The sequence below is a fragment of the Cohnella sp. GCM10020058 genome (assembly GCF_042683485.1).
Lineage (GTDB): Bacteria > Bacillota > Bacilli > Paenibacillales > Paenibacillaceae > Cohnella.
Map to the genome: position 1 here is coordinate 410,565 of NZ_JBHUJV010000007.1, position 17,572 is coordinate 428,136.

Annotated in this window: 15 protein-coding genes; 6 read left to right on the forward strand and 9 right to left on the reverse strand. The window is 57.8% G+C overall.

Going from position 1 to position 17,572, the window contains the following annotated elements:
• Positions 1–18 precede the first annotated feature (18 nt).
• From ACFSR7_RS11940 to ACFSR7_RS11955, 4 genes are read right to left on the reverse strand one after another with little or no spacing between them, the layout of a single operon-like run.
• Positions 19–3,132, reverse strand: a complete 3,114-nt coding sequence (locus ACFSR7_RS11940; RefSeq protein WP_378161731.1) for a glycosyl hydrolase — start codon at positions 3,130–3,132, stop codon at positions 19–21.
• On the reverse strand, positions 3,129–3,932 hold the full coding sequence (locus ACFSR7_RS11945; RefSeq protein ID WP_378161732.1) for an amidohydrolase family protein: 804 nt from the start codon (positions 3,930–3,932) through the stop codon (positions 3,129–3,131). The genes ACFSR7_RS11940 and ACFSR7_RS11945 overlap by 4 nt, the downstream gene beginning before the upstream one ends.
• A 9-nt stretch (positions 3,933–3,941) precedes the next feature.
• Positions 3,942–4,907, reverse strand: coding sequence for a sugar phosphate isomerase/epimerase family protein (locus ACFSR7_RS11950; RefSeq protein ID WP_378161734.1), 966 nt, complete (start codon positions 4,905–4,907; stop codon positions 3,942–3,944).
• 19 nt (positions 4,908–4,926) lie between these two features.
• A complete protein-coding gene (locus tag ACFSR7_RS11955; protein ID WP_378161736.1) occupies positions 4,927–6,267 on the reverse strand; it encodes an aspartate aminotransferase family protein in 1,341 nt (446 codons plus the stop codon).
• Positions 6,268–6,492: 225 nt separating this feature from the next.
• Here ACFSR7_RS11955 and ACFSR7_RS11960 point away from each other — a divergent pair, with 225 nt between their 5' ends.
• From ACFSR7_RS11960 to ACFSR7_RS11970, 3 genes are all read left to right on the forward strand, one after another.
• Entirely contained in the window at positions 6,493–7,914 is a 1,422-nt protein-coding gene (locus ACFSR7_RS11960; protein ID WP_378161738.1) for a rhamnulokinase, read from the forward strand.
• Positions 7,915–7,985: 71 nt separating this feature from the next.
• Complete coding sequence (locus ACFSR7_RS11965; RefSeq protein ID WP_378161740.1) at positions 7,986–8,747, forward strand: DeoR/GlpR family DNA-binding transcription regulator; 762 nt, start codon at positions 7,986–7,988, stop codon at positions 8,745–8,747.
• Positions 8,748–8,787: 40 nt separating this feature from the next.
• On the forward strand, positions 8,788–9,600 hold the full coding sequence (locus ACFSR7_RS11970) for an amidohydrolase family protein (protein WP_378161742.1): 813 nt from the start codon (positions 8,788–8,790) through the stop codon (positions 9,598–9,600).
• 68 nt (positions 9,601–9,668) lie between these two features.
• On the opposite strand, the gene ACFSR7_RS11975 is transcribed toward ACFSR7_RS11970, so the two are convergent.
• A complete protein-coding gene (locus tag ACFSR7_RS11975) occupies positions 9,669–11,564 on the reverse strand; it encodes a PrkA family serine protein kinase (RefSeq protein ID WP_378161743.1) in 1,896 nt (631 codons plus the stop codon).
• A gap of 169 nt (positions 11,565–11,733) precedes the next feature.
• On the opposite strand from ACFSR7_RS11975, the gene ACFSR7_RS11980 reads away from it, so the two are divergent.
• Both ACFSR7_RS11980 and ACFSR7_RS11985 read left to right on the forward strand, forming a co-directional pair.
• Positions 11,734–12,837: a DUF2161 family putative PD-(D/E)XK-type phosphodiesterase gene (locus tag ACFSR7_RS11980; protein WP_378161745.1), complete on the forward strand. Its 1,104-nt coding sequence runs from the start codon at positions 11,734–11,736 to the stop codon at positions 12,835–12,837.
• Positions 12,834–13,142: a Rieske (2Fe-2S) protein gene (locus tag ACFSR7_RS11985; RefSeq protein ID WP_378161747.1), complete on the forward strand. Its 309-nt coding sequence runs from the start codon at positions 12,834–12,836 to the stop codon at positions 13,140–13,142. The genes ACFSR7_RS11980 and ACFSR7_RS11985 overlap by 4 nt, the downstream gene beginning before the upstream one ends.
• Positions 13,143–13,145: 3 nt before the next feature.
• Here ACFSR7_RS11985 and ACFSR7_RS11990 read toward each other — a convergent pair whose 3' ends face one another.
• From ACFSR7_RS11990 to serC, 4 genes are all read right to left on the reverse strand, one after another.
• Positions 13,146–14,267, reverse strand: a complete 1,122-nt coding sequence (locus ACFSR7_RS11990; RefSeq protein ID WP_378161749.1) for an aminotransferase class I/II-fold pyridoxal phosphate-dependent enzyme — start codon at positions 14,265–14,267, stop codon at positions 13,146–13,148.
• A 461-nt stretch (positions 14,268–14,728) separates the two neighbouring features.
• Positions 14,729–14,971, reverse strand: a complete 243-nt coding sequence (locus ACFSR7_RS11995; protein WP_378161751.1) for an AbrB/MazE/SpoVT family DNA-binding domain-containing protein — start codon at positions 14,969–14,971, stop codon at positions 14,729–14,731.
• A 159-nt stretch (positions 14,972–15,130) separates the two neighbouring features.
• Positions 15,131–15,598, reverse strand: a complete 468-nt coding sequence (gene trmL, locus ACFSR7_RS12000; protein WP_378161753.1) for a tRNA (uridine(34)/cytosine(34)/5-carboxymethylaminomethyluridine(34)-2'-O)-methyltransferase TrmL — start codon at positions 15,596–15,598, stop codon at positions 15,131–15,133.
• 112 nt (positions 15,599–15,710) lie between these two features.
• Complete coding sequence (gene serC, locus ACFSR7_RS12005) at positions 15,711–16,799, reverse strand: 3-phosphoserine/phosphohydroxythreonine transaminase (protein ID WP_378161755.1); 1,089 nt, start codon at positions 16,797–16,799, stop codon at positions 15,711–15,713.
• Between the two features lie 126 nt (positions 16,800–16,925).
• Between serC and thpR the strand changes: the two genes are divergently transcribed.
• Entirely contained in the window at positions 16,926–17,555 is a 630-nt protein-coding gene (gene thpR, locus ACFSR7_RS12010; protein ID WP_378161757.1) for an RNA 2',3'-cyclic phosphodiesterase, read from the forward strand.
• The last annotated feature ends 17 nt before the right edge of the window (positions 17,556–17,572 follow it).

Sequence of the window (17,572 nt, forward strand, 5' to 3'; positions counted from 1 at the left end):
AACCTCCTCTGGCCAACCTCACATCGGATACTGCAGCGCGACCGTCGCAGTCAAGCCGCTCTCGACGGTCCTCTCCATCAGATTGGCCGGCGTATTGAACAGCTTCAATTCGATCCGGTTGGCGCCCGGCTTCAGCCGCCCCGTCAGATCGAAGCGATGCGGATTCCACAGCCGGGTGCCGACCTTGTCTCCGTTGCACCACAGTTCGACGATATCCCGGCATTGCCCGACGGTCAGATAGACCGAACGACCGGCATCCGCTTCGGCGATATCAACGACGCGTTCATAAATCGCCTCGCCCGAGTAATCCGGATAGCCCTGCCGGGCCCAGTCCCCGGGCACCAGCTGCGTAAACGGCATGTCGATCAAGCTGCCGTCGTCGCGGTCTACGCCGAACGTACCCGTCAGCACGCCGAACACCGGCGTATGCTGCGCCGCCCACTCCGGAATACGGGCGGTAACGATGATTTCATTATTCCCAGGACGCACGGCAGTCTTCAGATCGTAGATCTGATTTTGCGGATCCCACACCATACCCGTGCGCGCCGGCCCGGTCGGAATGCCATTGACGAGTATGATCGGCTGCTCGAGCGGATCGAGCGCAAGCGCCAGCCGCTCGGGAATCTCCGACACGTTAAACGTCAGCCGGGCCTCGTAGGCGGCGCCAAGGCGGAACCCCGCGCCATGCGGGAACACATAGTCCTGCACCTTATGCCAGCCCGATGCCGCGCGTTCCCCTATCGTATCCGGCAGCCGCACTTCGACGTCCAGGCGCTTGGTGTTGATGCCCTCCGCGGTCCGGAAACGCCATTCGCCGTCAAGCGGAACGGTCTCGCAGGCCGGATCGGTCGTCTCCGGTACGGCGAATGACGCGCTTCCCGGCTTCCATTCCAAGATGACGGCGGCCAGCCCTTCGAGCGGCAGGCGGACGGCGGAACGATCCGACGCCGCGTCATAGACGGAAGCGCAGGCGGCCGACTCTCCCGTCGTCGGATCGAACCACGTCGCTTCGCCCCGGCCTTCCAGCAGCGCTTCGCCCCGATAAGGCGCCGTCCCGTCGTTGATCAGCAAAAACAGATGGCGGTCTTGCGACTTGCGATGCGTCAATTGAACGTGAACCGAAGGCTCGGACAACTGGAGATAAGGCTTTTTCCAGGCGAACGCTTGCTGCAGCGCCACCCTGAACCCTTCGTTGCCGCGAAGCTTCCATTCGTTGGTGACGATATGCGCGAACGCCCCGTAGACGGTGACCTGCGTCGACGGTCTGCCCGGCAGTTTGAATACCGCTCTCGTCGCCTTGGCGGCCGCCTCGGGCTGAAATCCGGTTAACGCTTCAAGCGCTGCGGAAATATCGCCCAGCTCGGAGCTGTACTGCGGCAGCATATTGATAAAGCATACCCGGCCGCCGGACGCGATATATGCCTGAAGCTTCGCCCATACGGCGGCGGACAGACTGATCGCAGACGGAATGATGAGCTGCCTGAAGGCATGGCCCCGGTATCTCAACTCGCCGTCGACGACTTCCGCCTCAAGAAAGCTGGGCTCATGCAGAAGATCGAAGTCCTCCTGCAGCTGCATCAACGCATTGTGGATGCCGTAAAAGGTCAATTCCGTATAGTTCAGGTCGCCGAACGGCTTGTCGTCGCCGTCCCCGGAGCATTCCGCGAAGTCGTGGCGCTGTTCGTATTCGGTCCAGACGGTCGTCGTGGGCGCCAGCAGCGCCGTGTCGGCCGCATGCGTCCCAAGCGTATTCGCATAGCAGATCCGGGAGATGTAATCGCTGAACTCGCCGTAATAAGGCCAAAGCGGACTCTGGAAGGAGTGGGATGGCGGATAGCTCGTCGGATTGCGCTTGCGCAGGTCGCGCAGCGAGTAGTAGGCGCCCATGAACTGAATCATGTTGATCCCGAGCACGGCCAAGCGGTTAAACACCCGCTTCATCTCCTCCATCGAGACATCCCAGCCGCTGCCTGTGTACGTCTCGCACAGGGCGCGCGGCGCGCCAGAATGCTCGGCGACGCTGGCCGCCATCTTGCCTGCGATATTGAAGTTCTCCCGGTCGATAAATTGCTTGGAAAAGATTGAATCCGCGCCCGGGATGCTAAAGTGCTGCAGGGTCGAAAACGCGCTTCCCGATTGCAGCAGATCGGCAATCAGATTGTCGTCCCCGCAGCAGTGCCCGGTCAGCAGCAGCCGGTGCTTCTCGCACCACTCGGACATTTGTCCGGCATAGGCGCCGGAGAATCGGTCGATCAACGTTCTCCAATAGTCGTGTCTCGTACGGCGGAAGTCGCCCGTCCCCATCACCAGCTCGCACATTTTGGGGAGAAGATCGTAGCCGTTGGCTTCGCGGAACACGTCTTCGAACGCCTTGGTCCAGGGAATCGTATCCGGTCCGATGTCGAACGGGCTGGCGAGCGCGGGCTCGTCCGTGAACAGACCTTCGATCGTATGACCGAAGTATGCGCCCAGGCGGCCGGCATAGCGTTCGTGCGTCAAATCCAGAAACTTGCGAACCGCTTCGGGATTCAGCGCATCGAGATAACCCTCTTCGTTGTCGTGGTTCGGCGACATTTGCGCGGACGGGCATACCCCTCTTTGCTTTTCCTCGGAAAAAACGATAACGGCGCAGTTGCCCGTCTCTTTATTCCGCCAAGCAAACGTCCCCTTCTCCTCGTCGATCGTCCCTTCGCCCGTAATGTCGACCGAGACGTTTCCGTAGACGGCCTGCGCGGACAAAAAGCGTCCGGGAAAGCCGACCGAGCCGCGCTGCCCTTCGCCCAGCACCATCGTCCGGTGCCGCACGACGACCATGCGGTACTCCGGATAGTCCCGGAGCAGACGATCGCCGGCCAAGCCGCTCGGCCAGTTGTACTCGTCGTAAATCCAGAACTTCATCCCCCGCTCGGCCGCGTACTTGACCGCCGTCTCGATCAGATCGAAAAAACGATCGGATAAATAGGTTTCCTCGAAGCCGCTTAGCGGATGGATAAAAAATTTGTTGATGCGTTGGGCATGAAAACCGTCGATCTGCCTGTAAATCTCCGATTCCTCGATCTTGTCATTCCAGAACCACATAATGACCGGCCGGTATTCTTCCGGGCCTGCCGCGAATTGATTCGAATCGATCATATATGCCCCTCCGGCGATTCCTCGTTAGGCAACGGCAAACGGAAAATCTTCCGCGCGTTGCCGGATAATATCTTCGCTTTGTCCTCGAGGGAAATACGCGCCTCCAAGATCATGCCGAGCTGCGTCCGGGCGTCCATCCAGAAGCCGTCCGAAGCAAAGAGAACCCGATCCGCCCCGGCATGCTCGGTCAAATAAGCGATAAAGCCGTTCATGTAGACGTCGCCGGCGGTATCCATGTATACGTGGGGATAGTTGCGCGCCAGTTCGACCGTGCGCACGATGCCGTCGTACCGGCCGCCCGCATGGCCGGCAATGAACCGGACGTCGGGGTAACGAGCGATATATTTCTCGAACAGCGGCGGGTACGAATACTTCTGCGAAGCATTGGTAGGGGAGAGCGCCCAGGTATGCGACATGATGGGCAGGCCGTGGCTTTGCGCATAGGCCCAAGCCGCCTCGTATTTGGCGTCGTCGGCGTACACGCCGTGAAAGGAAGGGTGCAGCTTGATCGCCCTGAAAATATTCCGGTCTCCGTAACGGTCCATCAGCCGGATGCTTTGCTCGGGATAATGGGGGTTGAATATATAGTAGCTGAGTATTCTCCCCTTCGACGATTCGTACGCCTGCATATCCGCTTCCAGCCCCCGGGCCAGCTCGTCCGTGACCAGACCGATCGAATGAATCTGAATGCAATAGGCGATATGGAGCCTGTCCATGTATCTCAAATAGCGTTCGATATCGGTATCGTAGTAACGAAAGCCCGGAGAGCTGCCCAGATGGAAATGCGAGTCGACGAACATGGCGTCCACCTACTTTAGAAAACGCTGCATCAGCATTTCATAAATTTTAAAAGGCTCGTTGGCGAGCCGATATTCGCGGAACTTCGCCTCGTCGAGCGTACCGGCCACCTCGTGGAAACGGTAGATCCATTCGACGGTGCGCGACATCGCCTCCGTGCCGTCTTCGCGGTAGGGATAGATGTCGATTCCGTACCAACCGTCGTAGCCGACCTTGCGCAGCCAGTAGAAAAACTCCAGCGTAGCCCAGAAGTTAACCGTGCCCGGCAGCATGTCGTGGTCCCAGTCCCGATAGTTGTCGTTGATATGGAGGTGGAAAAGCCGTTTGAAGCGGCTCAGCAGCGCGACGGACTCGGCCGGATTTTCTTGCGCCATGAGGGAATGGCCGACGTCCAGCGTGACGCCCAGATTGGGCAGCCCGACTTGATTGACCAAGGTGAGCGCGATGCCGGCATTGGCGACGTAACAGTGCGCGCGCGGCTCTTTCACTTTGTATTCCAGCGTAATGTTGACATTCGGATTGTAGGACGCCGCTTCCGCAAGACTCTCGAGGAGCGCATCGTAGGCGGCGTCGTAATCCGCCTGGAAGGAATATTCATAGCCGTCCTGCGCCAGCCACAATTGCACGTCCGAAGCTTCCGCGATCTCGGCCGCGTCGATGCCCCGCTTGACGAGCGCCATCGCTTCCTTGCGGAGGCTCGGATCGGTAGCGGTCAAGGAACCGTATTTCCATTTGGGCTGGCTGTACATATCGATCTCCAGCATGCCCATCTGAAGACCGTAGGACCGGAGCTTGTCCTTCATGGCTACCGGATCCTGGAACTGGGTGGGGAAGTCGAAGGCGATCCCCGTCAGCCCTTTTATTTTGGAGGCTGCCTCCAGCTGCTCGTCGAGCGACAAGGTCTGGCGGTAACCGCTCTGCACGAATCTGTCTCCGCAAGGCGAAAAGGAGGTTAAAGCCGAGTCGATTTTTAGCATGTTGAGGTCCCCCTTCCTTTTACTTTCTCAGTACTTGGCGCAAAGACAATTCGAAGCAGCGCATGATTTCGTCGGCTTCTTCTTGCTTTACAATAAGCGGCGGCTTGATTTTAAGCAAATTTTTGCGGTAGCCGCCCGTTCCGAGGATAATGCCGTTGCTCATGCCGGCGCTGCGGATTTCAGCGGATTTTTCCAGGGACAGCGGAGTTTTGGAAGTCGGATCGACGACCATTTCTACGCCGATGTGAAGACCGACCTGGCGGATATCCCCGATCTCTTCGTATTCCTTCTGCAGCTCGGCCAGCTTCGCTCCGATATAGCCGCCGATGTTGCGCGTATTTTCCAGCAAGCCGTCTCGCTCGATAATCTCGATCTGCTTCAGCGCCGCGACCTGGGACACGGAATTGTTGGCAAACGTGTGGAGCTCCTCCGCATGCATCTCGAAGCCCTTCAGACGATCGTGAATGATGATGGCCGCGATCGGGAAGCCCGCTCCCAAGCCTTTGCCCAGCACGATAATGTCCGGTTCGACGCCGTAATATTCGGCCGCGAAGAAATGCCCGATTCTGCAATAGGTCTGAATCTCGTCGAAGATCAGTAACGCTTCAAACTCATCGCATATTTGGCGCAGCTGCTCCAAATAGCTCTTCGGCAGCGGAATCTGGCCGCCGCTTGCCTGGATCGGCTCAACGATGACGCCGGCCACCGGGCCGTTGACGCCCTTTTCCAGCGTCAGTCTCAGCAAATTGGCGCATTGCGCCGCGCATTCCTCCGGGTCGTCCCCGAAGATGCTGCGATACGTATAAGGGTTCGGGACCCGGATAAAGTTGCTGTTCACGTTTTCCTGGAAATGCCGGACGCCGGTAAATTCGCCGGAAGCTTTGGTTGCCGTCCAGGAAGCGCCGGCCGTCGTCAGCGTGCTGCCGTGATAGGCGTCCCACAACGTAACGAAATGCTTGGCGCCCGGCTTATTTTTCATGGCGATCTTCATGGCGGCCTCGATGGCGGAGCCTCCGCCTACCGTGAAGGATACGCGATTGAGGTTAGCGGGCGCCAACTCGGCCAGCTTGTGCGCGAGATGATATCGGGGCATCGTATGGAAACCTTGATGGATATGGGAGAAGTAGGACATTTGTTCGTGAACGACCTGCGTGATCTCTTCGTTGGCGTAGCCGAGATACATCGCCCAGCTCTGCGAGGTGCAATCGATGTAGCTCTTGCCGTTGCTGTCGTGGACTCTGACGCCCTTCCCTTTGATCAGACGCGGTCCGGGCGATCCTCCGCCGACCATGACGTTTTTCTCGAATTGCGCCATCTGCTCTTCAGTCGTGGAATAGATCCGTTCGATCAAGGAATCCATTTGCACCAGCCACCTTTTATTCGAATTATAACGCCAACACTTTCATTTGCCTTTCGAGTGTATTATATTTTATTTAATTTTTATTATCAATATATAATTTTTACGGATATAATATAACAAATTAGAAAAAATATTAATATATATAATAAGATTGCATTAAGGTATTATGAAGTGGCGGCTTTCTTTCTTTAACCGATCCTGAAGGAGTGACGTTCTATCCATACGTTGAACATCGTCTGCGCCGACTTAGGCGCAAGCAACGGGAGAGTGTTCGTCGGTTCATTCGACGGACAGCGGCTGACCTTGTCGGAGATGCACCGTTTCCATCATGCCTCCGTCGCGCTCTTCGGACATTTATATTGGGATATGATGCATCTATACAAGGAGACCGCCGCGGGCCTCGGGATCGCCTCCAGGCAATTCGGCGCGCCCCGCTCGATCGGAATCGACGGCTGGTCCCAGGATTTCGGATTGTTGGACAAGCAGGGGAATTTACTGACCGTCCCGCACTCCTACCGCGATTCCAGAACGGACAATATGGCGGACATCGTCTACGCCGGCATGTCCGAGCACGAACTGTTCCGCATTACCGGCAAGCCGCCGTCGCAGGTCACCACCCTGTTCCAGCTCGCCGCCATGCGGCGGACGGAACAAGCGGCACTGGACCATGCGGACAAGCTTCTTTTTATCCCCAACCTGCTCGGCTACTATTTGACGGGCGAATTAAACTGCGACAGCTCGCTGGCTTCCGCCTCGTCGTTGATGGATATTCGCCAGCGCGACTGGAGCGCGCCGATCGCGCAAGCATACGGATTGGGGACGCTGATGCCCGCCATCTCCCGTCCCGGCCGCATCGTCGGGGAGACGATGGCGCATGTCCGGGAAGCGGGAGGAACGCCGGGCATCCCCGTCGTCTCCGTCGCGCAGCACGACACGATCTCCGCGCTGCTCGCCGCCGATCTGGCCGCCAGGAGCGACGCCGGCGACGCCGCCACGATCGTATGCGGCACGTGGTCGGTCGTCAGCGTCACCCATGACGTTCCGATTTTCGACGACTTCATGCTTAAGCATGGGTTCCACAACGAGCCGGCTTATTACGGCGATGAGGTGCACGTGCTCAAGTACATGACCGGCATGTGGATTCTCCAGGAATGCATGAAGGAGTGGTCCGCCGGCGGCGCCCATTGGGATTACGAACGGCTGCAGGCTGGCGCGCAGCTCAGCCGTTACGATTCGCCGATCGATGTGGAGAGCGAGGAATTTTCCCAGCCGGGAGAGATGCGCGAGAAAATCGTCCGCTATTGCCGGCGAACGGGGCTGCCGGAGCCGCAGAACGAGATCGAGATTTTCCAATGCATCATGCTCGGTCTGGCGAATAAGTTCGCGGAGACGGTGTCGCAATTGGAGCAGCTGACCGGCAGGCGTCTCGATAAAATCGTAATGGTCGGGGGCGGCTCCCGCAGCGAATATTTATGCCGGCTGACAGCCCGCTTGTCCGGTCTTCCCGTTTACGCGGGCATGCACGAAGCAAGCATCGTCGGCAATTCGATCGCCCAGCTTGTCGCGCTCGGGGAGATCGGCCACTTTAAAGAGGCGACCGATTTGTTGGACCGATCTTTTAAAACAGTCATTTTTCCTTTTAATTGATAATAATTGAGAATAAATTTATAATCTTTTTGAAAGTCAAACGTCAATCCGCAAGGAAGGATACGATCGTCATGGCAACCGCAAACGACCGCCGCGAGCAAATATTGGACCTGCTCAACAAGGAAAAACATATACGTGTCGCCGATCTGAACAGTCGATTTCAAACCTCGAGCGTCACCATCCGCAACGATCTGATTTACCTGGAGAAAAAGGGGTTCATCGAGCGTTCGTTCGGAAGCGTCAGACTTAGGGAAAATACGATTCAGGATCTATTGGACGAGAGCCAGATTAAAAATTTGTCCGAAAAAAAGCGCATCGGGGAATATGCGACCGAGCTGATCTCCGAAAACGAGTCGATCATGATCTATACCGGCAGCACTTCGCTGCAAATCGCCAAAGGCCTGAAAAACCACAAAAATCTCATTGTCGTCACCAATTCGATCCTTACAACCTACGAGCTCGGCAAAAATCCGTACATCAAGACGATTCTGCTCGGGGGTTACTACAATCCGGATACCAACGCGGTTTTCGGCCATCATGCGGTCGAGCAGTTGAAGGACTATTCGCTGGACAAGTTGTTCCTGTCCGTTGACGGCGTCAGTTCCGAATCGGGCATCACGTCCGAACACCCGTACGAGACCGAGATCTGCCGGGCCATGATCAAAAATGCGCGTCAAGTCATCGTAACGGCCGACTACAGCAAGATCGGCGTCTCCCGCTTTATCCAAATTGCCGACCTCCCGGAGGTCGACATGCTGATTACGGACGACAAGGCGCCGGAAGCGGAGATTCAAAAAATCAAGGACGGCGGCGTCCAGGTCGTGATGGTATGACGCTGCCGTTTTGAGCCAAGCACCCGAACGGAGGGATTCGATGAGCGTTCAACTGACGCAACTGATCGACGACTATCAAGCCGGCAAAAAGCGATACCGGTTTTTCGATTTAAACAGCTGGATCGTAACGGAAGGACCCGAGCAGCTCCAGCCCGTGCTCGGCGTCGAAGCGCTTGTCCGCTCCCTGGCCGAACATGGCATCGAGCAAGCCGTCGTCACGTCCGCCCGGTCTCTCGACTACGATGCGCGATCCGGCAACGAGGAGCTCCTTGCGCTCATTCATCCTTTCGGCCAATTGTACGGCGCCATCGTATGGGTGCCCGAGCTGGGGAGCACGTACAAAGCCGCTTATGCCTATTTCGAGCGAATGATCGCGGGCCGCGTGGCAGCCGTGCGTTGGTTCCCCAAGCGGCTCCGTTTTCATCTGAGCAATTGGCAATCGGGTCCGGCGCTCAAGGCGATGGAGGACCTGAAGCTGCCCTTGCTGCTCTGGCATGTCGAGACGGATTGGAATGAGGTCGATCTCCTCTGCTCAAGCTACCCGGAGCTGCCCGTCATTATCGAAGGCAACGATCAGAAGCTGATCTATCATAATCGGAGCTACGTGCCTTTGCTGGCTCGCCATCGGCATCTTTATCTGGAAACCCACGGACTGGTCCAGCATGCGGAGATCGATAGCCTGGTCAATACGTTCGGCGCCGACCGGCTCCTGTTCGGCACCTATCACCCGCACAACGATCCCGATGCCTTCATGATGATGGTTACGGACGCCGATATCGCCGAAGAGACCAAGCACGCGATCGCCGGCGAGCATCTGCGGCGCTTAATCGACGGCATCAAATCCGCGCTATAGACAAACAGGGGCTGCCTCTAAGTCATTTTGAAATGACTTTCGAGGCAGCCCCTGTCTATGCCGCGCGATCAGCGATTCAGCAAGCTTCCCACGTAGCGCAGCAGCTCGTTGGCGCTGCCGGTCGTGTAGCCGTGCTCTTCGACGAGGCGGTTAATGACCTCGTTGATGCGCTTCAGCTGGTTTTCGTCCGGGGTCTTCGTCGAGGTGGTAATCTTGACGATGTCCTTGAGGTCGGCGAACAGCTTTTTCTCGATCGCTTCGCGCAGCCGCTCGTGCGTGCTGTAGTCGAACTTGCGACCTTTGCGCGAGTAAGCGGAGATTCGGATGAGAATTTCTTCGCGGAAAGCCTTCTTCGCGTTTTCGGAGATGCCGATCTGCTCCTCGATAGAGCGCATGAGGCGCTCGTCGGGATCCATCGTTTCGCCGGTCAGCGGATCTTTGATTTTTTGCCAATTGCAGTAGGCTTCGATATTGTCGAGATAGTTCTCGAACAACGTGCGCGCCGACTCCTCGAACGAATAGACGAACGCCTTCTGCACTTCCTTTTTCGCGAGTCCGTCGTACTCCTTGCGCGCGACGGAAATGAAGCCTAAGTACCGTTCGCGCTCTTCCTTCGTGATCGAAGGATGCTGATCGAGCCCATCCTTGAGCGCGCGGAGCACGTCGAGGGCGTTGATGTACTCCTGATCCTGCTTGATAAGGGCGCTGGAGATGCGGTTGATGACGTAGCGCGGGTCGATGCCCGACATGCCTTCGTCGTTGAACTCGTTTTGCATTTCCTTCAGGTCCGCGTCCTTGAAGCCCTCGACCTCTTCTCCGTCGTAAAGCCGCATCTTTTTGACCAAATCCATGCCCTGCTTTTTGGATTCCTTGAGCCGCGTCAGGATGCTGAAGATGGCGGCGGCCCGAAGCGCGTGCGGCGCGATATGGATATGGCTCATGTCCGATTGCCCGATCAGCTTGGCGTAAATTTTCTCTTCGTCGCTCACGCGCAGATTGTACGGCACCGGCATGACGATCATCCGCGACTGCAGCGCCTCGTTTTTCTTGTTGGCGATAAACGTCTTGTACTCGGACTCGTTCGTATGCGCCACGATGAGTTCGTCGGCGCTGATCAGCGCGAACCGGCCCGCCTTGAAGTTGCCTTCCTGCGTCAGCGAGAGCAGGTTCCACAGGAACTTCTCGTCGCACTTCAGCATCTCCTGGAACTCCATCAGGCCGCGGTTCGCCTTGTTCAGTTCGCCGTCGAACCGGTAGGCGCGCGGATCGGACTCTGAGCCGTATTCCGTAATCGTCGAAAAGTCGATGCTGCCCGTCAGGTCCGCGATATCCTGCGACTTCGGGTCGGACGGGCTGAACGTGCCGATGCCGGTGCGCGTATCCTCGGACAGAAACACACGCTCAACCTGGAAACGCTCGATGTCGCCGTCGTATTCGCTGCGCAGCCGGAGCGCGCAGGACGGGCAGAGATTGCCCTCGATGCGGACGTTCAGCTCTTTTTCAAACTCGGGCCGCAGCTCGTTCGGCACCAGATGAAGCGGCTCCTCGTGCATCGGGCAGCCCTGCAGCGCGAACACCGCGCCTCGGGACGTCCTCGAATATTGCTCCAGCCCTCTTTTCAGCAGCGTGACGATCGTGGACTTGCCTCCGCTTACCGGTCCCATCAGGAGCAGGATCCGCTTGCGGACGTCGAGCCTTCTGGCCGCGGAGTGAAAATACTCTTCGACCAGCCGCTCGAGCGTATGGTCGAGGCCGTAAATGTCGTTTTCAAAAAATTTGTATTTCTTGACGCCGTTCTGCTCTTCCACACCGTGGGAGACGATCATGTCATATACCCTGGTATGCGCGGTCATCGCAGGTACGGGGTCGTTCTTCAGCAAATCGATATAATCGCGAAATGTTCCCGTCCACGTCAACCTCTCGCTAGCAGTCCGGTACTCGGCGAGCCGCTTGAAGATGTCCATGCCGCTATCCTCCCTGTCTCTTCCGTCTCTCTATCGGTGTGACCATTCATCGTCTTCGCAACGTACTCTATACCTATGCGGGGAGGTGGACGAATTTGCCCCGAAAACGGGATGAAAATAAATGACCGTGCTATAATGTGTGAATCAAGCGGCGAACGGGGGAAGCGGCGTGGCGGTCAAATACGAGACGGAGCTGTATCCTGCGCTAAAAGCGTTCTGGACGGCGAGGGGCTACGAGGTCAAGGCGGAGATCAAAGGCTGCGACCTGGTCGCGCTCCGGCAAGACGATTCGCTGCCCGTCATCGTCGAGATGAAAAAAACGTTTACGCTCGCCCTGCTTTTACAGGGGCTGGAGCGGCAGCGCACGGGCGCCGCCGTCTGGCTGGCCGTCGAGCGCAACCGGGTCAAGAAGGGAGCGCACAACCAGCGTTTCGGAGAAATCTCGGATCTGTGCCGCAGGCTCTCCCTCGGCTTCATGACGGTGACCTTCTATAAAACCAAGCCGCCGGTCATCGAGGTATGGTGCGAGATCGGCAGTCCGCCTGCCGGAGGCATTCCGTCTGGAGGCACCCTGGCTGCAGGAGTCACTTCCGCTGTCGCAGAAGGCGCAGCCGAGCGCTACGGGACAGCCGCGGCTCCGCTCCTCCCGGTCGCCGTGCCGACGGCCAGATCCGGCGGCCGGCGCAAGGGCGCCGCCAAGCTGCTCAAGGAATTCGCCGGACGCAGCGGAGACTACAACGTCGGCGGCAGCACCAAGCGCAAGCTCGTCACGGCCTACAGGGAGCGCGCGCTCCAGTGCGCGCTGGCGCTCCGCTGCTCGGACGCGCCTGCGCTCGCGCCGAGGCAGGTCGGCGCGCTGACCGGCGTTGCCGATCCGGGTCAGCTGCTGCGCAGCAACTATTACGGCTGGTTCGCCAAGGCAGGCCGCGGCCTGTATGCGTTAACGCCGGCCGGTCATGCCGCGTTGGTGGAGTACGGCGAAGCGGTATCGTACTGGACGACCCGGTTCCCGTGGGCCGTAGCTGCTGCCGCAAGTGCCACAGATGCCACAGCTGCCGCTGAGCGAACGGATGCCGGCATAGACGCTGTCGAAGCTGAAGCTGAAGCCGAAGCCTTGGATAAGTTGGATGCGCTGGATGCGTTGGATGCGCTGGATGCGCTGGATGCGTTTGATATCTTAGACGACTTAAATGCCGAAGAAGCCGATAAAGCCATAAATGCCGACGCTCTTGAATCGGCTACCTTTTATATAGAGGAGTTGCAGCGCAGATGACCGATTCACGCATTCTGCTCGGACCCGCCGAGATGTTTACCGGCTCACCTTTATCGTTGGAACTGGACGGCACGCCTTATTGGCTGACGAAGGACGAGGATGGACGCATGCTGCTCCTTCTCTCGTTTTGTCCGCATGCCGGCGGAGAGGTACTGCTTGCCGACGGCGACTTCTACTGTCCGCTCCACTATTGGACGTTCGACGGACGCTCGGGCGCGTGTACGAACCGAGGCGACGAACGCCTCATGCGCCGTGACGTCGAGCTCGTCGACGGCCAGTTATTTGCTTGCGGCTCCGATTACTAAGCTTCAACCCGACCTTCCCGTAAAAGCCTCGATCGTCAGGCGCAACCGCTTGACGCCCTCCGATATTTCCCGCTCATCCGAATGGACCGGCGTCAGACGCAGCCGCGACCGGTCCGCCGCCGTGGCATAGTAACCGGCCCCCGGCTGGAACAGCACGCCTTCGAGCCATGCCGCCTTCAGCAGCGGCTCGCCTTCCAATCCGTCCGGCAGCTTTAACCAGGCATGGCTTCCCGCTTCGGGCTGCTTGCAGATCAATCCCGGAATTCCCGCCTGCACGATTCGCTCCGCCAGCAAGTCGTGTCGCGTCCGATAGATGAACCTTAAGGTCTCGAGCGCGGGAATCGGAGACGACTCGCTCCAATAGCGGAGCAGCGCGTCGCGATCGTGCAGCGCATCCCGCTCCCGATCCGGTCTTCTCGCAGGCGGAATGGGCATGAACGCCGGATCGGACGCTCCCCACCCCGTCCATTGGAGCCATCCGAAGCGCATGCCCGATACGAGTCCGGACGGCAAGCCGCCGATGATCGCGGCCGGCCCGGTTTCTTCTCCCGCAGCCAGATTCGTCGTCCAATCGCATGTCAGACTTTGCCGCTCGTCGAGGACGAGCGCTACGCCGGCTTGCGCGCACAGTCTCAACAGAGCGGCGCGCCGCTCGTCGCTCCACCTGCAGCCCGCCGGGTCCGAGCAGGTCAGGGATACATAGACGGCGCGCGGCTTGACGGCGGCGATGGCGTCCGACAGCGCTTCGGGATCCATGCCCTCGTTGCTGCCCGGCACCTCGAAAACAGCGGCGCCGGCCCGGGCGAACAGCTGCAAGGCCGTGCGGCTTGTCGGACGCTCGACCAGCACTGAATCGCCGGGCTGCAGCAGCGTCTTCGTCGTCAATCTGAGCGCCTCGTCCGCGTCATCCGTAAGGAGCCATTGTCCCGGGTCGTCCGCAGGCTGCCAATAAGGACCGAGCTGGCCCGACAATACAAGCGTGGCAAGCCTTTTCTCCGTCTCCTGCCTGCGCAGTCTGTACGCGATCGCTTCCGCCGCCGAGGCGGACGACGCCTGGCGCTTTTCCTGCCACTCTGCTTCAGCCAGCAAACCGTCCGCAGGCCAGCCGCCCATCCAATTGATCATGGCCCCCATCTCCAATCGCTTCCGTGCGCTCGCGCGCCGGGCGTTTTGCCCACAATACAGTGTATGCTGCGCGAACGCCGTTTTTTGCGTTTTCTTTTTGGGCGGGCTTGGTTATAATAGAGGAAGTTTAGTGGAGGTGTCGAACATGTTATTTGGTATGAGCGACAAGTTCTGGATCGTCATGCTTGTATTCGCGATGTTCATCACGGCGATGCTGACTGCATCTTACAACGAGGACAAGACCAAAGGTCTCTAATCCCCGATTAGTGCAGGCATCCGCCTTAAGCTTCGCGAAGCGGCAAGACCCCCAAGACGATTCCGCGCGAGCGGCTGTCCTGGGGGTCTTTTAACGCATGGGAGCCCTATAATGAATAAATCCCCGCAACGAATAAGAGCCGTTTCCGGGCCGGCAGACAATACCGGTCGGGAAAGGCTCTTGCTAACAGTCATGGAATTGTAGATTAGAGCGCGTTCATTTCCTTCAGGCAGGCGCCGCACACATGGCGTTCCTTGTATTCGGTGACGTTCTCCATGGACGAACAGAATACGCACCGCGGACGATAACGCTCCAGAATAATATGATCTCCCTGCACCAGAATCTCTACAGGATCTCCTTCATTCATCTGATAACGCTTCCGCAGCGATTTCGGCAGCACGATCCGGCCGAGTTGGTCCACTTTTCTTACGACACCAGCAGGCTTCAAAGCAGTCCTCTCCATTCTTTCGTTATTCATAACAAGTGCGGATTATGCCCAAGTCTTAACCTTAGGTTCGCTAACTCCCTCGACAATCCCTGCAAAAAATAGATTTTGCTTAAAATAATGCAAGAATCTTGCCGATTTATGTCGAAAAAAATGAGGATCTTAGCCTTCCAAACCGGGAAAACCGGTTTGCCTAAGCGCTTCGTAAACGACGATCGCTGCAGAGTTGGCCAGATTAAGCGACCGGACTTTGTCCGTCATCGGCATCCGGATGCTCTGTCCGGGATTCTCGTCGAGGAGCGCTTGCGGCAATCCCTTGGTTTCTTTCCCGAAGACAAACAAGTCACCGTCCCTATATTGCAGCTCGCTGTAGCGGCGAGCGCTGCGGGTGCTGGCGTAGAAAAAACGTCCTTCGGGGAAGGCGCTCCGGACCTCTCCGAATGAATCGTAATACGTGATGTTGACGGCATACCAGTAATCGAGACCCGCTCGCTTTAGCACCTTGTCTTCGGTCGAGAATCCGAGCGGGCGCACCAGATGCAAATGCGTGCCGGTCGCGGCGCAGGTGCGGGCGATATTGCCCGTATTGGCGGGAATCTCGGGCTCGACGAGTACGATATGAAAAGGCATTTCGTTGCCTCCTTTGGCAGATGTCGTTAGACGATGCGAAAAAAACCGCGGCGAGCGCCGCGGTTGATCCATTCCGGCCTGTTATGCATGCTTCGGCTGCAGCCGGTCGATCCTAACCGTTGGTGCGGGCGAATTCGCCCATGAAGTCCACGAGCGCCTTGACGCTGTTCAGCGGTACGGCATTGTAAATCGATGCGCGCAGGCCGCCGACGTCTCGATGGCCTTTCAGTCCGATGAAGCCTGCGGCTTCGGAGTCCTTCACGAACTTCTTCTCGAGCTCTTCGCTGCCAAGGCGGAAGGTGACGTTCATGATCGAACGGCTGTCCGGGTTTGCGAAGCCTTTGTAAAAACCGCCGCTCGCGTCGATCGTCGAATAGATGAGATTCGCTTTTTCACGATTCAGTCGCTCGACGCCTGCGGCGCCGCCTTGGGCCTTCACCCAATGCAAAACTTGGTTGGCCATGTAGATGGCGAACGAGGGCGGGGTATTATAAAGAGAGCCGCTCTTCGCATGCGTATCGTAGCGAAGCATCGTCGGGACGGTCATTGACGGCGCGCCGACCAGATCATCGCGAACGATGACGATCGTGACGCCGGACGGTCCGAGATTTTTTTGCGCGCCTGCATAAATAAGTCCAAAACGAGATACATCGACCGGCCGGCACAAAATATCGCTGGACATGTCAGCGACGAGCGGCACGTCTCCCGTATCCGGATACTCGGCCCACTGCGTCCCTTCGATCGTCTCGTTCGACGTCAGATGCACATAAGCGGCGTTGCCCGTTACGTTAAGCTCGCCAGGGGACGGAATCCGCTTATAGGCATCCGCCTCGGAGGAAGCCGCGATCGCGACTTCGCCGAACAGCTTCGCTTCCTTGATCGCCTTGGTCGCCCAGCTGCCGGTCGCGACGTAAGCGGCAACCTTGTCCGGCTTAAGCAGGTTCATCGGAACCATAGCGAACTGCGTGCTGGCGCCGCCTTGAACGAGCAGTACTTTGTAGCCTTCGGGCACGCCCATCAGCTCCCGCACCAGTTGCTCCGTTTCATTATGTACACGTTCGTAAATAGCGCCGCGGTGAGACATTTCCATCAGCGACATGCCGCTGTTTTCAAAATCGACGAATTGCTCCTGCGCCCGCTGCAGAACCTCTAAAGGCAAAGCGGCCGGACCCGCGTTAAAATTGTACGCACGATTGGACATTTTATTTCCCACCTTGTAGTCGTTTCATCTTCAAACATCATAACAAAGCTGCTTGAGGTGTTCAACCGCTTTAAAGGACAAAAGGATGACAAAACAGAAAATTTCCGAACGAATCAGGAAGGCCTCATGGAAAATCTTCGCCTTTTCCTAGGAATTGCACTCCCACAGCCTATTGAAAGCGGATTGGGCAGCATATCGCAAGGAATGAAGTCCGCGCTATCTTATCGAAAATGGACGCATCCTGCCGATTATCATATCACGCTTCATTACCTGGGCAATACACCGCAGGACAAGCTATCCGAAATCCGGCTCGCAGCCGTCGAAGCCGCAGGGCAAACGAAGCCGTCCCGATTGTCTCTCTCCGCGCCTGGCATCTTCGGTCCCCCGTCCGCGCCGCGCGTGCTCTGGTGCGGCATTGAACAATCGAACGAAGACAATGCGGTCGCCGGCAGCCAGGAAGCGGATCCCGCCGTCTCTCCGCTGAAGGAGCTTCACCGGCTGCTTGGCGATCGCTTGCGCGAACGAATCGGCTACGAGCCCGAGGCCAGACCTTATCATCCGCATATTACGCTCGCCCGTAGCTGCGAAGGAGAACGCTGCGCAAAGGAATCGATCCAGGAGATATGGCGTGCGTTGGTTTCTCGCGAGGAAGGTCTGCACGACGTCTGGCCAGGGGACGCGATCACGATCTTCCGCTCCCATCTCGGACGTTCGCCTTCCTACGAGCGGCTCGTTACGATCCCGTTTCCCGGATAAAGCCGAGCATACGCAAG

What these genes read in the sequence shown, in the direction of transcription:
- ACFSR7_RS11945 (WP_378161732.1), bottom strand. Translation starts at nt 3,932, where the DNA reads ATGTTCGTCGACTCGCATTTCCATCTGGGCAGCTCTCCGGGCTTTCGT.
- thpR (WP_378161757.1), top strand. Translation starts at nt 16,926, where the DNA reads ATGGAAAATCTTCGCCTTTTCCTAGGAATTGCACTCCCACAGCCTATT.
- ACFSR7_RS11950 (WP_378161734.1), bottom strand. Translation starts at nt 4,907, where the DNA reads ATGCTAAAAATCGACTCGGCTTTAACCTCCTTTTCGCCTTGCGGAGAC.
- serC (WP_378161755.1), bottom strand. Translation starts at nt 16,799, where the DNA reads ATGTCCAATCGTGCGTACAATTTTAACGCGGGTCCGGCCGCTTTGCCT.
- ACFSR7_RS11990 (WP_378161749.1), bottom strand. Translation starts at nt 14,267, where the DNA reads ATGATCAATTGGATGGGCGGCTGGCCTGCGGACGGTTTGCTGGCTGAA.
- ACFSR7_RS11940 (WP_378161731.1), bottom strand. Translation starts at nt 3,132, where the DNA reads ATGATCGATTCGAATCAATTCGCGGCAGGCCCGGAAGAATACCGGCCG.
- trmL (WP_378161753.1), bottom strand. Translation starts at nt 15,598, where the DNA reads ATGCCTTTTCATATCGTACTCGTCGAGCCCGAGATTCCCGCCAATACG.
- ACFSR7_RS11975 (WP_378161743.1), bottom strand. Translation starts at nt 11,564, where the DNA reads ATGGACATCTTCAAGCGGCTCGCCGAGTACCGGACTGCTAGCGAGAGG.
- ACFSR7_RS11970 (WP_378161742.1), top strand. Translation starts at nt 8,788, where the DNA reads ATGAGCGTTCAACTGACGCAACTGATCGACGACTATCAAGCCGGCAAA.
- ACFSR7_RS11965 (WP_378161740.1), top strand. Translation starts at nt 7,986, where the DNA reads ATGGCAACCGCAAACGACCGCCGCGAGCAAATATTGGACCTGCTCAAC.
- ACFSR7_RS11985 (WP_378161747.1), top strand. Translation starts at nt 12,834, where the DNA reads ATGACCGATTCACGCATTCTGCTCGGACCCGCCGAGATGTTTACCGGC.
- ACFSR7_RS11955 (WP_378161736.1), bottom strand. Translation starts at nt 6,267, where the DNA reads ATGGATTCCTTGATCGAACGGATCTATTCCACGACTGAAGAGCAGATG.